Origin of the sequence: Streptomyces tubbatahanensis, assembly GCF_022699385.1 — a bacterium.
GTDB classification, from domain to species: domain Bacteria; phylum Actinomycetota; class Actinomycetes; order Streptomycetales; family Streptomycetaceae; genus Streptomyces; species Streptomyces diacarni.
This window is the reverse complement of record NZ_CP093846.1, coordinates 2,490,607-2,504,308: the sequence shown is the minus strand read 5'-3', so window position 1 is coordinate 2,504,308 and position 13,702 is coordinate 2,490,607. Positions and strand designations below refer to the sequence as shown.

Sequence of the window (13,702 nt, the reverse complement as noted above, 5' to 3'; positions counted from 1 at the left end):
TTTGCCGAGGGCGAGAGCGGGCAGCGCCGGGTGCCGCCGGCGTGCCCGGTGCGTACGGGTGCGGCGGACCGGTCCGCCGCACCCGTACGTCGTCGCGCCCTGACCGCCGCTGTCCCCGCGGCTTCGGGGGCGCGTACGTCCTGGGCCGGGCGGGGCCGTGCGCCGGGCCGGGTCAGGACGGGGGCTGCTCCGGTGGCCGGAAACCCAGCGTGGGGACCGCCCGCCGTGGCGGAGCCGACGCCGCGCACCCCGCCAGGATCCGCTCGAGGAAGGCGTAGCGCGTGCGGTGCGGCCCGTGCGCGCCCACTCCGCGCCACCAGGCGGCGATCTCGGGCCAGCCGGGCGCCGACAGCGAACCGCCGAACTCCTGTACGGACAGCGCGGCGGTCAGCCCCGCGAAGGCGAGCCGCTCGGCGAGCGGCCAGCCCGCCAGGCTGCCGGTGACGAAACCGGCGACGAAGACGTCCCCCGCGCCGGTCGTGTCCAGCGCCTCCACGGCCACCCCGGGCACGTGGGCCGCCTCACCGGTACGGGCGTCGACGGCGTAGGCCCCCTCGGAGCCCAGCGTGACCACCGCGAGCGGCACGTACTCCGCGAGAGCGTGCGCGGCGGCGCGCGGACACTCGGTGCCCGTGTAGCGCATCGCCTCGACCGCGTTCGGCAGGAACGCCTCGCAGTGGGGCAGCTCGGCCAGCGCCGCGAGGTCCCAGCGGCCGGTCTCGTCCCAGCCGACGTCCGCGAAGATCCGGCTCCCGCGCCGCGCCGCCGCCGCGATCCACTCCTGGGCGCGGCCAGGGACCAGCGACGACACACACGCGGTGGAGGGCGGCGGGCACTCCGGCGCCTCCGGGTCGTACGCCCCGCCGTGCGCCCCCGCGCCCTCGAAGGACCCCGCCTTCCGCGGCGGCGCCTCGTGCCCGTGCGAGATCATCGTCCGCTCGCCCTCGTAGGCCATCGAGACGGTGACGGGCGAGTGCCAGCCGGGCACCGTGTGGGACAGCGACAGGTCGATGCCCTCCCCGGACTCCAGCTCCTCCCGGCAGTAGTCGCCGTACATGTCGTCGCCGAACGCCGCCGCGAGCGAGGTGCGCAGCCCCAGCCGGGCGAGCGCGGTGGCCATGTTGGCGATGCCGCCGGGCGAGGAACCCATGCCTCGCGCCCAGGACTCGGTGCCGCGCACCGGAGCCGAGTCGAGCCCGGTGAAGATGATGTCGAGGAAGACGGTCCCGGTCAGATACACGTCCCGGGAAGGCCCGTCCGGCGCGCGCACCGCGGCCAGCGGATCGAGCAACGGCCGCGAGAGCGCGGCCCGGGGCGCCTGCCACGGATGCGCGAGCCCGCCCCCGACCGCCCCCGCGCCGTGCGCCGGCGGCTGCTCACCGCACGGCGGCACCTGCCCATCGCCGGGCACCGGTTGCCCGCCGCCTTGCCCGCCGCCGGGCGCCGGTTGCCCGTCGCCGGGCGCCGGTTGCCCGCCGCCTTGCCCGTCACCGGGCACCGGTTGCCCGTCGCCGGGAGCCGGCTGCTCAGGCCGGGCCGCGTCCGCTCGCGTCGGGGCCGGGTGCGGGATGCCAGAGCCCGGCTGTCCGGGCAGCGGCGGCCGGTCGTGGCCGCCTGATGCCGACGGGCCGGACTCGGGGCTCCTGCGCGTGCTCACCGTGCTCACCGTGCCTTCTCCGTCAACTCACCGTGCGCGTTCCGCCATGGCGCGGAACGCCCGCCACGGGCCGGGCCGCCCGTCGTGGCGGGAAGCGCCCGCCACGAAGCAGAACGCCGCAAGGCGCCGAACGCCCGTCGCCGCGCGGTACGCCCGCCGCAGCGTGCCATCGACGATAGTGCCTGCGTACCCGCGCCGACGCCCCGGCGCGGGACGAATCCCCCAGAACACCGGTCCGCGCGCACCCTGGGCCACGCGCTGCTCCAGCCCAGTCGCTGGGGTGCCCGGCCACTCGGTACCGGCGGCGAGGCCGGGCATCCAGATCCGGTGCCCGGTGAGCTGGGCCACGGTCACGGACGGGGAGCCTGCCAGTGCGTGGGCGGGGCCGGTGAGGAGTTGGAGCGGCTCGTCGAGGACCCGGACGGAGGCGATGTCCTCGGGAAGAGGCCGGCCGGGCGCGGCGACGGCGCGGAAGGTCGCGTCGATCGCACCTGAGAGAATGGCGGTGACGGCCGTTTGGCTGTCGAACATTTTCATCACGTCGAGGTCGATCTCGGGGTGTGCGCGGTGGAAACCGCGCATCAGGTTCGACTGCGCGCTGCGCGAGGCGATCACGTCGACACGCAGCGGACGGTGGCCGGGGCGCGCGGACGCGCCCGCACGCTTGGCGACGCGCAGCAGCTCGCGTGCGTGGGGCAGGAACGCCTGACCATCGGTGGTGGGCTCAGCGCCGCGTGCGGCAAGGGTGAACCAACCGCGTGCCGAGGGTGCGCTCCAGCGCGGCGATGCGTCGGGAGACGGCCTGCTGGGTGAGCGACAGGTCGGCGGCGGCTTTCTGGAGCTGGCCCGCTTCCGCGACGGCGACGGCGACGAAGGTACGTAATTGCTCAGAGATCCACGCCGACCCACCGTGGTGAACAGCTGAGTGTTGTGCATTGCCGGCAGTTGGTTGTTTGACCTGCTGTTGTCCTGCCCGCTTATCTCTCATCGGTCAACGTCGGTTTGTTCGGGTGGGACCTCCAGGGGAGTGCGCTGAGCATGGTGGGCAGGAGACGGTTGGGCCGGAAGTTCGGCTGGCTGTGGGCGTCATATGCGGTGAGCGCGTATGGGTCCGGGCTGGGGTTCGGGGCGTTGCCGCTGATCGCCGTGCTGGTGCTGCACGCCGGACCCGCTGAGGTGTCCGCGCTGTCCGCGGTGGGGCCTGCGGTGGGTGCGCTGATCGCGGTGCCGCTCGCGCCGTGGGTGGAGTTCCGGCGCAAGCGCCCGGTCATGATCACGATGGACCTGGCCCGGTTTGCGGCCATGGCGACGATCCCCGTCGCCTACGCCTCCGGATGGCTCAGTTTCGCCCAACTGCTCGTAGTCTCGGCCGTGGTCGCCGCAGCCAAGATCGCCTTCAACGCGGCCAGCGGCGCCTACCTCAAGGCCTTCGTGCGGCCGGACGACCTGCTCGTCGCCAACGCGCGGTTCGAGTCCACGAACTGGAGCTCCATCGCGGTGGGGCCACCGCTGGGCGGGGCGGCGATCGGCCTGTTCGGGCCGGTGACCACCGTGGTGGCCGACGCGCTCAGCTACCTGCTCTCCGCGCTGGGCATCACCGCGATCCGCGGTCAGGAAGAAGCGCCGCGAACGACCGACAAGAGCCCGCTCCGGGCGGGCGCACTGCTCGACGGCTGGCGACACATCCTGGGCCACCCCGGTCTGCGGCCGCTCTACCTCAACCACATGCTCGTCGCCGGTCTGATCATGGCCACCGAGCCGCTGTTGGCCGTGCTCCTGCTCCGCCAGCTCGGGTTCCCACCCTGGCAGTACGCCCTTGCCTTCGCCGCCCCCTGCCTCGGAGGACTCATCGGCTCGCGATTGGCCCGCCGTGTCGTAGCCCGCTTCGGCCGGCACTGGGTCTTCCGGACAGTCGGCACCCTGCGCGCCATCTGGCTGATCGGTCTGGCCTTTGTCCGTCCCGGCGTGGTCGGCCTCGTTACCGTGATGGCCGTCGAGCTGGCGATCATCACCAGCATGAGCCTCTACAGCCCGGTGCTCGCCACCTACCGGCTCGAACACACTCCCAAGCATCTCGTCGCGCGCACCCTGTCGGCCTGGTCGATCGGGCAGCAGGCGGCCATCGCCGTCCTCACCGCACTCGCGGGGCTGCTCGCCGACATCACCAGTCCACGCACCGCTCTCACGGTCGCAGGACTACTCATCCTGACCACACCGCTCCTGCTTCCCCGACACGAGCAGACGTCGCAGCACGAGCCGGAACTGTCCCGCAGCCACTCATGAGACGCCGCAACTCACCACTGAAGCACGCAGCCCTCCGCCGGCCCACCGGTGCGCGTCCGCGTCGGCCAGGCACCCCACCGGCAAGGAGAACATCGCGTGAGCACTGCCCCCCTACTTGACCCCGCGCCCACAGCTCCTCTCGTCATGGACGAGCAGCCCGCGATCCCGGCCTCGAACCAATCCTTCGCCCCGCTGGCCCCAGCACCGCGTCATGCAGCACGAGGAACCTGCCGCTTGCCGTCCACGAGCGCCTGGCTTCCCAGGACGGCGACATCATCGTGCGCAGTTTCACCGCCGCCTACCCGCACCCGCCCGCCACTCGTCGCCGCCGCAGCCTCATCCGGCGTTACGTCTCCTGGCACCCTGAGATCCGGTGACCAGTGCACACGTCACCGCCGGGATAGCCCCGGCGTCCCGCCCGGCGATCCCGCCGTCGCCCGCGCGGCGCGGCGCGGCGGGGCGGGGCGGGCCCCGAGTCGGACCGCGAGTCGCCCGCAGTTCCGCCCCGCGGGGCTGCGGTTTTTGCCCACTGTTGAATCTCCGCGCGTAGATAACGACTTCGCGGCACTGCTACGTTCCCGGGGTTCCTCAAGCCCCCGCTTTCTCAGGAGCCGGTATGTCCCGTCGGTCCGTCCGCACCGTCCTGCCTCTCGTGGCCGTCGCAGCCCTCGCCGGTACGGCGTTCTTCGGGGTCGGCCAGGCCACCGCCGAGCACGCGGTGCCCAGGAGCGACAAGGAGATCCCCAACCTCGACCAGGTGAAGACGAAGATCGAGGCGTACTACGGCGACATCGAGACCGAGGACGGCGAGCACTACGCCTCCGGGCGCAGCAACTACGCCAAGCAGACGCGCGGTATCGCGGCGAAGGCCCGTAAGGACATCGAGCGGGACCTGGCCGGGCACGGCCACCACCGCCATGGCGGCGGTCACGGGAAGAACAAGCCGGCCATCGTCTTGGACGTGGACGACACCACGCTGCTGACCTACAACTTCGAGCGCCGCATCGGCTACAACTTCAGCACCGAGGCGCAGGACGACTACCTGCGCACCGAGGACATGGCGCCGGTGTTCGGCATGCGGAAGTTCGTCAACTGGGCCCACGGCAAGGGGGTCACGGTCTTCCTGGTGACGGGGCGCGCGGAATACCAGCGGGACTGGAGCGTGCGGAACCTGGAGAAGGCGGGGTATGACATGCCCGTCGACAAGGAGCACTTCTTCCTCAAGGACGAGAAGAACCCGCCCGCCTACCTGGAGTGCGGGAGCGACTGCGCGACGGTGGAGTACAAGTCGGGCACCCGCGCCCACATCGAGGACCAGGGGTACGACATCCTGGCCAACTTCGGGGACCAGTACAGCGACCTCGCGGGCGGGCACGCCGCCCGCGAGGTCAAGCTGCCGAACCCGATGTACTACCTCCCGTAGCGGAGCCCCCGTGGCCGGAGCCGCCGCGGCCCGCCCGCGGCGTCACGCTCCTTCCTTGAGGACCTTTCTCACCAGCGCGGACTGCGCCTCGGTGAGCTTGGGGTCGGCGAAGTGGGCGGTGCCGTGGGCGCCGCCCTCGACGTCGAGCTCGTAGTGGAACCCGTCGGGCACCCCCATGGGGGCCTCGCTGAGGCCCTCGCGCAGTGCCCGGTCGGCCAGGGACGCGACCTCGTCTGCGTCGGGCCGTCCGGTGGTCTCGAGGGTGGCCCGGCGGGTGAGTCCGCCGAAGCCACCCGTGCGGATGACGGTGATACGCATGCTTCCATCTTCCCGGCCATCCGGCCGCACGTTAAGGGCCGGGCGGCCGGCTTTACGCACTCGTGGTCACGCTGCTTCCACACCCACCTCGGACCAGCACTTGCGTACCGCCTCCACCTCGTCGCTGCCGTCGCCGTAGCGGGACTCGGCGGCCTCGGCGGTCGCCTTGGCGAAGGCGGCGAAGTCGGTGTCGGCCTGGAGGGTGCCGCCGGTGAGGGTGTCGTACCAGATCTGTCCGGCCCGCTCCCAGGCGTTGCCGCCCAGGTCGACGGCCAGCTTGTAGAAGGCGTGGTTGGGGATGCCGGAGTTGATGTGCACGCCGCCGTTGTCGGAGCTGGTGTTGACGTAGTCGTCCATGGTCGCCGGCTGCGGGTCCTTGCCGAGGACGTCGTCGTCGTAGGCGGTGCCGGGGGCCTTCATCGAGCGCAGCGCCTCGCCCTCGACCTGGTCGGTGAACAGCCCCGAGCCGATCAGCCAGTCGGCCTCCTGGGTGCTCTGGCCGAGGCTGTGCTGCTTGATGAGGGAGCCGAACACGTCGGAGACCGACTCGTTGAGCGCCCCGGACTGGCCGAAGTACTCCAGGTTGGCGGTGTACTGCGTCACTCCGTGGGTGAGCTCGTGGCCGATGACGTCGACGGGCAGCGTGAAGTCGCGGAAGACCTCGCCGTCGCCGTCGCCGAAGACCATCTGTTCGCCGTCCCAGAAGGCGTTGTTGTACTCCTCGCCGTAGTGGACGGTGGCGTTCAGCGGCAGGCCGGCGCCGTCGATGGACCAGCGCTCGTAGACGCTGAGGTAGAGCTCGAAGGTGGCGCCCAGCGCGGCGTAGGCCCGGTTGACGGAGGCGTCCTGGGAGGGCGCGCCGCCCTCCTCGCGGACCTTGGTGCCGGGGAGCTGCTCGGTGTGCTGTGCGTCGTAGATGGTGCGTTGCGGCTTCCGCTCGGCGGGGTCGACGTCGGCCGGGGCGGGCGCCGCGGCGAGCAGACCGTGACGCACGGTAGTGATCTGGCGTCGGGTGCGCTGGGTCGCGTCCCGCTCGAGAGTGCGCCGGGCGGGCCGGGAGAAGAGGTCGTCGCCATGCCTCGATACCTGGTCGAGGAGGTGAGGCGGCACGATCGTGCAGAAGACGGGGTGGGACTGCGGGGAGCGCGCGCGTTGTGACTTCATAGAAAGCAATGTGGCACTGAGTCACCATCCTGTCACCACTGGTGTCATGATTTCCCGCGAAACGGTGGTGAACGGGATGCTGAAACGTCCCTTTCGTGCCTGTCTCGCCGTCGCACTCCGGTATCCCGCATGGTGATACGCCGCTGTCGGCACGGCGGGCCTCCGTTATGCTGCTGACATCATGCGTTTCGGGCTGCTTCTTCTTAGCTGCCGCGGCGAGGGTCTGTAGCCACCGCAAGGCCGACCCCCTCCCCGCGGAGTTCGATGCTGTCGTCGGTCCTTACGAAACCTTCGCCTCTTGCCCGCGCATGCGTCCCCGGCCGAGCCTCATCACCTCGGCGGACCCGGCGGGCGGCGAGACATCCGCAGGAGCCTTCGCGTCATGACATCCCAGGCTGACCAGGACAATCAGGCGGAGCGCGCACCGCGTTCCCCCATCAGCCGCGCCACCCCGATCACCGCCGCCTCGGTACGCCAGCGCCCCTCCGGGATGCCGGTCCACAGGTACGGGCAGTACGAGGCCGTCGACATCCCCGACCGCACCTGGCCGGGCAACCGGATCACCAAGGCGCCCCGCTGGCTGTCGACCGACCTGCGCGACGGCAACCAGGCGCTGATCGACCCGATGTCCCCGGCCCGCAAGCGCGAGATGTTCGATCTGCTGGTGCGCATGGGCTACAAGGAGATCGAGGTCGGGTTCCCCTCCTCGGGCCAGACGGACTTCGACTTCGTGCGGTCCATCATCGAGGAGGACGCGATCCCCGAGGACGTGACGATCTCCGTCCTCACCCAGGCCCGCGAGGAGCTGATCGAGCGCACCGTCGAGTCGCTCAAGGGCGCCCACCACGCCACCGTGCACCTGTACAACGCGACGGCCCCCGTCTTCCGCGAGGTCGTCTTCCGCGGCAGCCGCGACCAGGTCAGGCAGATCGCCGTGGACGGCACCCGCCTGGTGCTGGAGTACGCCGAGAAGCTGCTGGACGACCGCACCGCGTTCGGCTACCAGTACAGCCCGGAGATCTTCACCGACACCGAGCTGGACTTCGCGCTGGAGGTCTGCGAGGGCGTGATGGACGTGTGGCAGCCGGAGGAGGGCCGCGAGATCATCCTCAACCTGCCCGCCACCGTCGAGCGCTCCACGCCCAGCACCCACGCCGACCGCTTCGAGTGGATGGGCCGCCACCTGTCGCGGCGCGAGCACGTCTGCCTGTCCGTGCACCCGCACAACGACCGCGGCACCGCCGTGGCCGCCGCCGAGCTGGCCGTGATGGCGGGCGCCGACCGCGTCGAGGGGTGCCTGTTCGGGCAGGGCGAGCGCACCGGCAACGTCGACCTGGTCACCCTGGGGATGAACCTGCTCAGCCAGGGCGTCGACCCGATGATCGACTTCTCGCAGATCGACGAGATCCGCCGCACCTACGAGTACTGCAACCAGATGGAGGTCCACCCGCGCCACCCGTACGTGGGCGACCTGGTCTACACGGCCTTCTCCGGCTCCCACCAGGACGCCATCAAGAAGGGCTTCGAGGCCATGGAGGCCCGCGCGGCGAAGGCGGGCAAGACGGTGGACGACATCGAGTGGGCCGTCCCCTACCTGCCCATCGACCCCAAGGACGTGGGCCGCTCCTACGAGGCCGTCATCCGGGTCAACTCGCAGTCGGGCAAGGGCGGCATCGCCTACGTGCTCAAGGGCGAGCACAGCCTGGACCTGCCGCGCCGCATGCAGGTGGAGTTCTCCCGGATCATCCAGGAGAAGACCGACGCGGACGGCGGCGAGGTGACCTCCGCCGACATCTGGGCGGCCTTCCAGGACGAGTACCTGCCCACGCCCGAGAAGAGCTGGGGCCGCATCGCGCTGCGCGGGGCGCAGACGTCGACGACGAGCGAGGGCGCCGACGCGCTCACCGTCGAAGCCGTCGTCGACGGTGAGCCCGTGACCCTCAGCGGTACGGGGAACGGGCCGCTGGCCGCCTTCTTCGACGCGCTGCACGCGCTGGACGTGGACGTGCGGCTGCTCGACTACGTGGAGCACACCATGAGCGAGGGCGTCGGCGCCCAGGCCGCCGCCTACATCGAGTGCGCCATCGACGGGCAGGTGCTGTGGGGCGTGGGCATCGACGCCAACATCGTGCGCGCATCGATCAAGGCAGCCGTCTCGGCGGTCAACCGCGCATACCGCTGAGGGTGAAGCGGCCGAAACCGCTGCTGGGAGCCGCCTGTCGGCCCCCGGCGGCGGGGCCGGCCGCCGCCTCGGCGGTGGCCGAAATGCGCGACGCGGAAGCGAATCGTCGGCCGTGGGGCTGACTCGGCCGCACGACTGTGGTTAACATCACGTCCATCCGGCGACGTTGCCGAATCGTGATGGAGGTGCGAGGCCATGCGCCAACGACCCTTCCGTGTACGTCTCGCAGGGGTCCGCACGAGCTGGCGCACCCTTGACGACGGCGACTTCTTCTGCCCCGGCTGCGGAGGTGACCGCCGCTACCGCAGACGCACGGGGAGGCGCCGCTTCGTACTCCTGGGCGTCCCGCTGATCCCCCGCGGCCCGGCCGGGCCCGTCGTCGAATGCGTCGCCTGCCGCGACCACTTCGCCGTCGGCGCGCTCGACCACCCCACCACGGACCGGCTCGCCACCATGCTCCGCGAGGCCGTGCACAGCGTGGCGCTCGCCGTGCTGGCCGCCGGCGGCGCCCAGGCGCGTGCGGTGCGCGAGACGGCTGTGGAGACGGTGCGCACGGCCGGCTTCCCCGGCTGCCGTGAGGAAGAGCTGATGACGCTGCTTACCGCGCTCACGCAGGAGAGCGGTCCAGGCGAGCGCGGCCCGGTGTCGCGGGAGATCGAGCTGCACGAGGTGCTGGCCCCGCTCGCCCCGCACCTGGCCGTGCCGGGCCGCGAGAGCCTGCTGCTCCAGGGGGCGCGGATCGCGCTCGCCGACGGGGTGTACTGCGCGGCCGAGCGCGAGGTGCTGACCACCGTCGGGCAGGCCCTGCGGATCGCCACGCAGGACGTGGACCGGCTGCTCGCCCAGGCGCACACCCCCTCCTGACCCGCCGCCACGGCGCGGTCCGCCCCGCCGAGCGGGACGCCAACGCCGTTGTTACGCACGAGTATTGACGGGTGCACGCCCGCGCTGATGAGTTGGCCGCATGACGAGCCATCAGCCGCTGCCTGCCTTCCCCGACGGGTTCCTGTGGGGGACGTCGACCTCCGCCTTCCAGATCGAGGGGGGCGTCGAGGCGGACGGGCGGGGCCCCTCCGTCTGGGACGCCTTCACGCGGCAGCCGGGCCGGATCAAGGACGGCGGCGACGCCGCCGTCGCCACCGACCACTACCACCGGTGGCGCGAGGACGTCGCACTCCTGCGCGAGCTGGGCGTGGGCGCCTACCGGTTCTCCGTCTCCTGGCCCCGCGTCCTGCCCACCGGCAGGGGAGAGGTCAACGCGCCCGGACTCGACTTCTACGACGCGCTCGTCGACGCGCTGTGCGAAGCGGGCATCGAGCCGGTGCCCACCCTCTTCCACTGGGACACCCCGCTGCCGCTGGAGGAGCGCGGAGGCTGGCTGGAGCGGGACACCGCACAGTGGTTCGCCGACTACGCCGACGCGGTCGCCGCCCGCCTCGCCGACCGCGTCACCCGCTGGATCACGCTCAACGAACCCGCCGAGGTCACCCTCCTCGGCTACGGCCTCGGCGACCACGCGCCCGGCAAGAGGCTGCTGTTCGACGCGCTGCCCGCCGCCCACCACCAACTGCTCGGCCACGGCCTCGCCGCCCGCGCGCTGCGCGCCCGCGGCGTGCGCTCGATCGGCGTCGCCAACTCGCACGGACCCGTCTGGCCGGTGTCCTCCAGCGAACAGGACACCGGCGCCGCCGCGCTCTACGACCTGCTCACCAACCTGCTGTTCGCCGAACCGCTGCTGCTGGGCCGCTACCCCGACGAAGGGCTGGCCGCCATGCTGCCGGGGCCCGTCGCCGACGACCTCGGCCTGATCGGCGGCTCCCTGGACTGGTACGGCGTCAACTACTACCAGCCCACCCTCGTGGGCGCCCCCGACCCGCACGCCCAGGCGGACGAGTTCGCCGGCATCGGCATGCCCGCCGAACTCCCCTTCGGCATCAGGGAGATACCCGGCAGGGAACGCACCGGATCCGGCTGGGCCGTCGTCCCCGAAGGGCTCCGCGAAACCCTGCGGACCCTGCGCGAGAGGTACGGCGAGCGGCTGCCTCCCGTCCTCGTCACCGAGAACGGCTGCGCCTACCCGGAACCGGTGGCCGACGCCGGCAGGATCGCCTTCCACGACGCACACCTGCGCGAGCTGCACGCCGCCCTCGAAGAGGGGGCCGACGTCCGCGGCTACTTCGTCTGGTCGCTGCTGGACAACTTCGAGTGGGCCGAAGGGTACGAGCAGCGCTTCGGGCTCGTCCACGTCGACTACGCGACAGGTGAGCGCACCCCCAAGGACTCCTTCCGCTGGCTGCGGGACGCGCTGCGCGCACAGCGCCCCGGGGCGTGAGACCGGCCGGTGAAGGTCCCCCTCCCTCCGGCGGGGTCGGCGGCCCCGCCGGCCCCGCCGCCGTCGGCCTCGCCGGCGCCCTCCTGGTACTGCGCATCCGCGGGGTCCGCTGGCCCCGGGCCCGCGGACGGCACCCCCCGGTTGCCTCAACCCGCCGCCGCCGGCGCAGGATTGGGCGTGTGCGGATGCCACGGGACCCGATGAACACCGTCATGGACCGCCTCCTGCGGCCCCGGAGCCCCTCGGTGCCCGTCGCCCGGAACGACCTGCTGCTCGCGCTGGGCATGTGCCTGGTCCAGACCGCCATGGCCGCCACCGCGCCGCCCTCCGACGGGCGCGCCCCCACGGTGCTGGGCTGGGCGCTGCTCACCTGCTCCGGCGCCGTGCTCGCGCTGAGACGCAGGGCTCCGTGGCTGACCGTCGTCGCGATCGTCGCGTGCGTCGGCCCTTACCACGCCCAGGACTTCTCCCACTACGCGGCGGTGCCCGCAGCCCTCGTCGCCCTGTACACGATGGCCGCGGCCGGACCCCCGTGGCGCACCTTCACCACGCTCGGCGTACTCGTCGGCATCATGGCGACGGTGATGGGCAGCCTCGGCGCCACCCGGCAACTGGGCGAGATGCTGCGCTCCTCCGGATGGCTGGTGGTGTGCGTCCTCGTCGGTGAAGCCATCCGCATCCACCGCAACTACGTCGCCGCCGTCGTCGAGCGCGCCGAGCGGGCCGAACGCACCCGCGAGGAGGAAGCCGCGCGCCGCGTCGTCCAGGAACGGCTGCGCATCGCCCGCGACCTGCACGACCTGCTCGCCCACAGCATCACCCTGATCGGCGTGCAGACCTCGGTGGCCGCACACGTGCTCGTCGCCGACCCCGGCCGGCTCGACCGCGAAGCCGTCGCCAAAGCGCTCGACGGCATCTCCGACACCTGCCGCGGCGCCCGCACCGAACTGCGGACCACGCTGGAGGTGCTGCGCGCCGGCGACGCCGACGGCAGGGAACCGCTGCCGGGCCTGTCCTCACTGCCCGACCTGGCGCGGGCGGCGTGCGACGCGGGCGCCCACGTCGAACTGTCCGTGGACCGCGCCGCGCACGACCTGGCGCCCGAGCCCGCCGTCGGAGCCGCCGCCTACCGCATCGTCCAGGAGGCACTGACCAACGCCGTACGTCACGCCGGGGCCTCGGTCGGCGTGCGGGCCGCGGTGGAGGGCGCCGGCACCGCGCTGCGGGTGAGCGTCGTCGACGACGGCGGCGCCGCAGGCGCCCGGGCAGCCGGCGCCGAGCAGGCGGGGGAGAGGGGAGGGTTCGGCATCGTCGGCATGCGGGAGCGGGCGCGCAGCGTCGGCGGCACCCTCGAAGCCGGGCCGCGCACCGGCGGCGCCGGATTCGCGGTGACCGCCCTGCTGCCGGCGCGGCGCACGCCCGTCCCGTCCCCCGCTCCGTCCACGGAAGACGCCCCTGGAAGGAAGGAACCTCGATGAGCGGCCAGACCCAGGGCCCGGCGAGCGAGCCGTCGAGCGAGTCGTCGGACGAGCCGTCGAACGATTCGGCGAGCGCGTCGACGAGTGATAGAACGCCGGGCGCACCGCGCGGCACCGACACCCCCCTGCGGATCGTCCTCGCCGACGACCAGACGCTCGTCCGCTCCGCCTTCGCCATGCTCATCGCCTCGGCGCCCGGCATGACCGTCGTCGGAGAGGCCGGCACGGGACGCGAAGCCGTCGCGCTGGCCAGGTCGGCACGCGCCGACCTGGTCGTCATGGACATCCGCATGCCCGACCTCGACGGCATCGAGGCCACCCGGCTGATCGCCGCCGCCGACGACCTCGACCAGGTGAAGATCCTCGTCCTGACGACGTACGACACCGACGAGCACGTCGTCGAGGCCCTGCGCGCCGGGGCGTCCGCCTTCCTCGTCAAGGACACCAGGCCCGCCGAGCTGCTCGACGCGATCCGCACCGTCGCCGCAGGCGACTCCCTCCTGTCCCCGGGACCCACGGCACGGCTGATCGCCCGCGTGCTGCGCACGCCGGAGCCCGGCGCCGGTGCGGAGCGCGCCGAGCCCGCCCCCGGCCTACTGGACGTGCTCTCCGCCCGGGAATGCGAAGTCCTCGCCCTGGTGGCGCGCGGCCACAACAACGCCGAGATCGCCCACGCCCTCGCCCTGTCGCCGCTGACGGCCAAGACCCATGTGAGCCGCATCATGGGCAAGCTCTCCGTACGCGACCGCGCACAACTGGTGATCGTCGCCTATGAATCGGGCCTCGTCACCCCCGGAGCCGCCCCGCAGCCACCCGACTGACACCCCGGTACGGGACAATGGCCCCATGTGCTCTTCCCCCCACG

The 13,702-nt window shown here is 72.3% G+C and carries 11 protein-coding genes and 1 pseudogene; 8 read left to right on the top strand and 4 right to left on the bottom strand.

Translation table 11 applies throughout. From position 1 onward, the window contains the following. Positions 1 to 172: 172 nt before the first annotated feature. Positions 173 to 1,411: a carbohydrate kinase family protein gene (locus MMF93_RS10830; RefSeq protein WP_423835396.1), complete on the bottom strand. Its 1,239-nt coding sequence runs from the start codon at positions 1,409 to 1,411 to the stop codon at positions 173 to 175. Between MMF93_RS10830 and MMF93_RS10825 the strand changes: the two genes are divergently transcribed. Continuing rightward, complete coding sequence (locus tag MMF93_RS10825; RefSeq protein WP_242757891.1) at positions 1,328 to 1,618, top strand: hypothetical protein; 291 nt, start codon at positions 1,328 to 1,330, stop codon at positions 1,616 to 1,618. The two genes, MMF93_RS10830 and MMF93_RS10825, sit on opposite strands and share 84 nt — an antisense overlap. 327 nt (positions 1,619 to 1,945) lie before the next feature. Here MMF93_RS10825 and MMF93_RS10820 read toward each other — a convergent pair. Next, positions 1,946 to 2,552 (bottom strand): annotated as a pseudogene (locus MMF93_RS10820) (LysR family transcriptional regulator); the annotation flags it as partial. Between the two features lie 143 nt (positions 2,553 to 2,695). Between MMF93_RS10820 and MMF93_RS10815 the strand changes: the two are divergent. Both MMF93_RS10815 and MMF93_RS10810 read left to right on the top strand, forming a co-directional pair. Continuing rightward, the gene (locus MMF93_RS10815) at positions 2,696 to 3,940 is read left to right on the top strand and encodes an MFS transporter (protein ID WP_242751049.1); all 1,245 of its coding nucleotides are present in this window, start codon (positions 2,696 to 2,698) and stop codon (positions 3,938 to 3,940) included. Between the two features lie 616 nt (positions 3,941 to 4,556). Further along, entirely contained in the window at positions 4,557 to 5,363 is an 807-nt protein-coding gene (locus MMF93_RS10810) for an HAD family acid phosphatase (RefSeq protein WP_242751046.1), read from the top strand. Between the two features lie 42 nt (positions 5,364 to 5,405). On the opposite strand, the gene MMF93_RS10805 is transcribed toward MMF93_RS10810, so the two are convergent. Together MMF93_RS10805 and MMF93_RS10800 are read right to left on the bottom strand one after the other, a co-directional pair. Continuing rightward, the gene (locus MMF93_RS10805; RefSeq protein WP_242751043.1) at positions 5,406 to 5,681 is read right to left on the bottom strand and encodes a protealysin inhibitor emfourin; all 276 of its coding nucleotides are present in this window, start codon (positions 5,679 to 5,681) and stop codon (positions 5,406 to 5,408) included. Positions 5,682 to 5,747: 66 nt separating this feature from the next. Further along, positions 5,748 to 6,845 carry a M4 family metallopeptidase gene (locus MMF93_RS10800; RefSeq protein WP_242751041.1) on the bottom strand — a complete coding sequence of 366 codons (1,098 nt, stop codon included), beginning with the start codon at positions 6,843 to 6,845 and terminating at the stop codon, positions 5,748 to 5,750. 382 nt (positions 6,846 to 7,227) lie between these two features. On the opposite strand from MMF93_RS10800, the gene leuA reads away from it, so the two are divergent. From leuA to MMF93_RS10775, 5 genes are all read left to right on the top strand, one after another. Next, positions 7,228 to 9,027: a 2-isopropylmalate synthase gene (gene leuA / locus MMF93_RS10795; protein ID WP_242751038.1), complete on the top strand. Its 1,800-nt coding sequence runs from the start codon at positions 7,228 to 7,230 to the stop codon at positions 9,025 to 9,027. 195 nt (positions 9,028 to 9,222) lie between these two features. Further along, positions 9,223 to 9,891: a TerB family tellurite resistance protein gene (locus MMF93_RS10790; protein WP_242751035.1), complete on the top strand. Its 669-nt coding sequence runs from the start codon at positions 9,223 to 9,225 to the stop codon at positions 9,889 to 9,891. A 100-nt stretch (positions 9,892 to 9,991) separates the two neighbouring features. After that, a complete protein-coding gene (locus tag MMF93_RS10785) occupies positions 9,992 to 11,359 on the top strand; it encodes a GH1 family beta-glucosidase (RefSeq protein ID WP_242751032.1) in 1,368 nt (455 codons plus the stop codon). 185 nt (positions 11,360 to 11,544) lie between these two features. Next, entirely contained in the window at positions 11,545 to 12,837 is a 1,293-nt protein-coding gene (locus MMF93_RS10780; RefSeq protein ID WP_423835591.1) for a sensor histidine kinase, read from the top strand. A 176-nt stretch (positions 12,838 to 13,013) separates the two neighbouring features. Beyond that, complete coding sequence (locus MMF93_RS10775) at positions 13,014 to 13,658, top strand: response regulator (protein ID WP_242757460.1); 645 nt, start codon at positions 13,014 to 13,016, stop codon at positions 13,656 to 13,658. The last annotated feature ends 44 nt before the right edge of the window (positions 13,659 to 13,702 follow it).

What these genes read in the sequence shown, in the direction of transcription:
- MMF93_RS10815 (WP_242751049.1), top strand. Translation starts at nt 2,696, where the DNA reads ATGGTGGGCAGGAGACGGTTGGGCCGGAAGTTCGGCTGGCTGTGGGCG.
- MMF93_RS10800 (WP_242751041.1), bottom strand. Translation starts at nt 6,845, where the DNA reads ATGAAGTCACAACGCGCGCGCTCCCCGCAGTCCCACCCCGTCTTCTGC.
- MMF93_RS10785 (WP_242751032.1), top strand. Translation starts at nt 9,992, where the DNA reads ATGACGAGCCATCAGCCGCTGCCTGCCTTCCCCGACGGGTTCCTGTGG.
- MMF93_RS10780 (WP_423835591.1), top strand. Translation starts at nt 11,545, where the DNA reads ATGCCACGGGACCCGATGAACACCGTCATGGACCGCCTCCTGCGGCCC.
- MMF93_RS10805 (WP_242751043.1), bottom strand. Translation starts at nt 5,681, where the DNA reads ATGCGTATCACCGTCATCCGCACGGGTGGCTTCGGCGGACTCACCCGC.
- MMF93_RS10810 (WP_242751046.1), top strand. Translation starts at nt 4,557, where the DNA reads ATGTCCCGTCGGTCCGTCCGCACCGTCCTGCCTCTCGTGGCCGTCGCA.
- leuA (WP_242751038.1), top strand. Translation starts at nt 7,228, where the DNA reads ATGACATCCCAGGCTGACCAGGACAATCAGGCGGAGCGCGCACCGCGT.
- MMF93_RS10825 (WP_242757891.1), top strand. Translation starts at nt 1,328, where the DNA reads ATGCGCGAGCCCGCCCCCGACCGCCCCCGCGCCGTGCGCCGGCGGCTG.
- MMF93_RS10775 (WP_242757460.1), top strand. Translation starts at nt 13,014, where the DNA reads ATGCTCATCGCCTCGGCGCCCGGCATGACCGTCGTCGGAGAGGCCGGC.
- MMF93_RS10790 (WP_242751035.1), top strand. Translation starts at nt 9,223, where the DNA reads ATGCGCCAACGACCCTTCCGTGTACGTCTCGCAGGGGTCCGCACGAGC.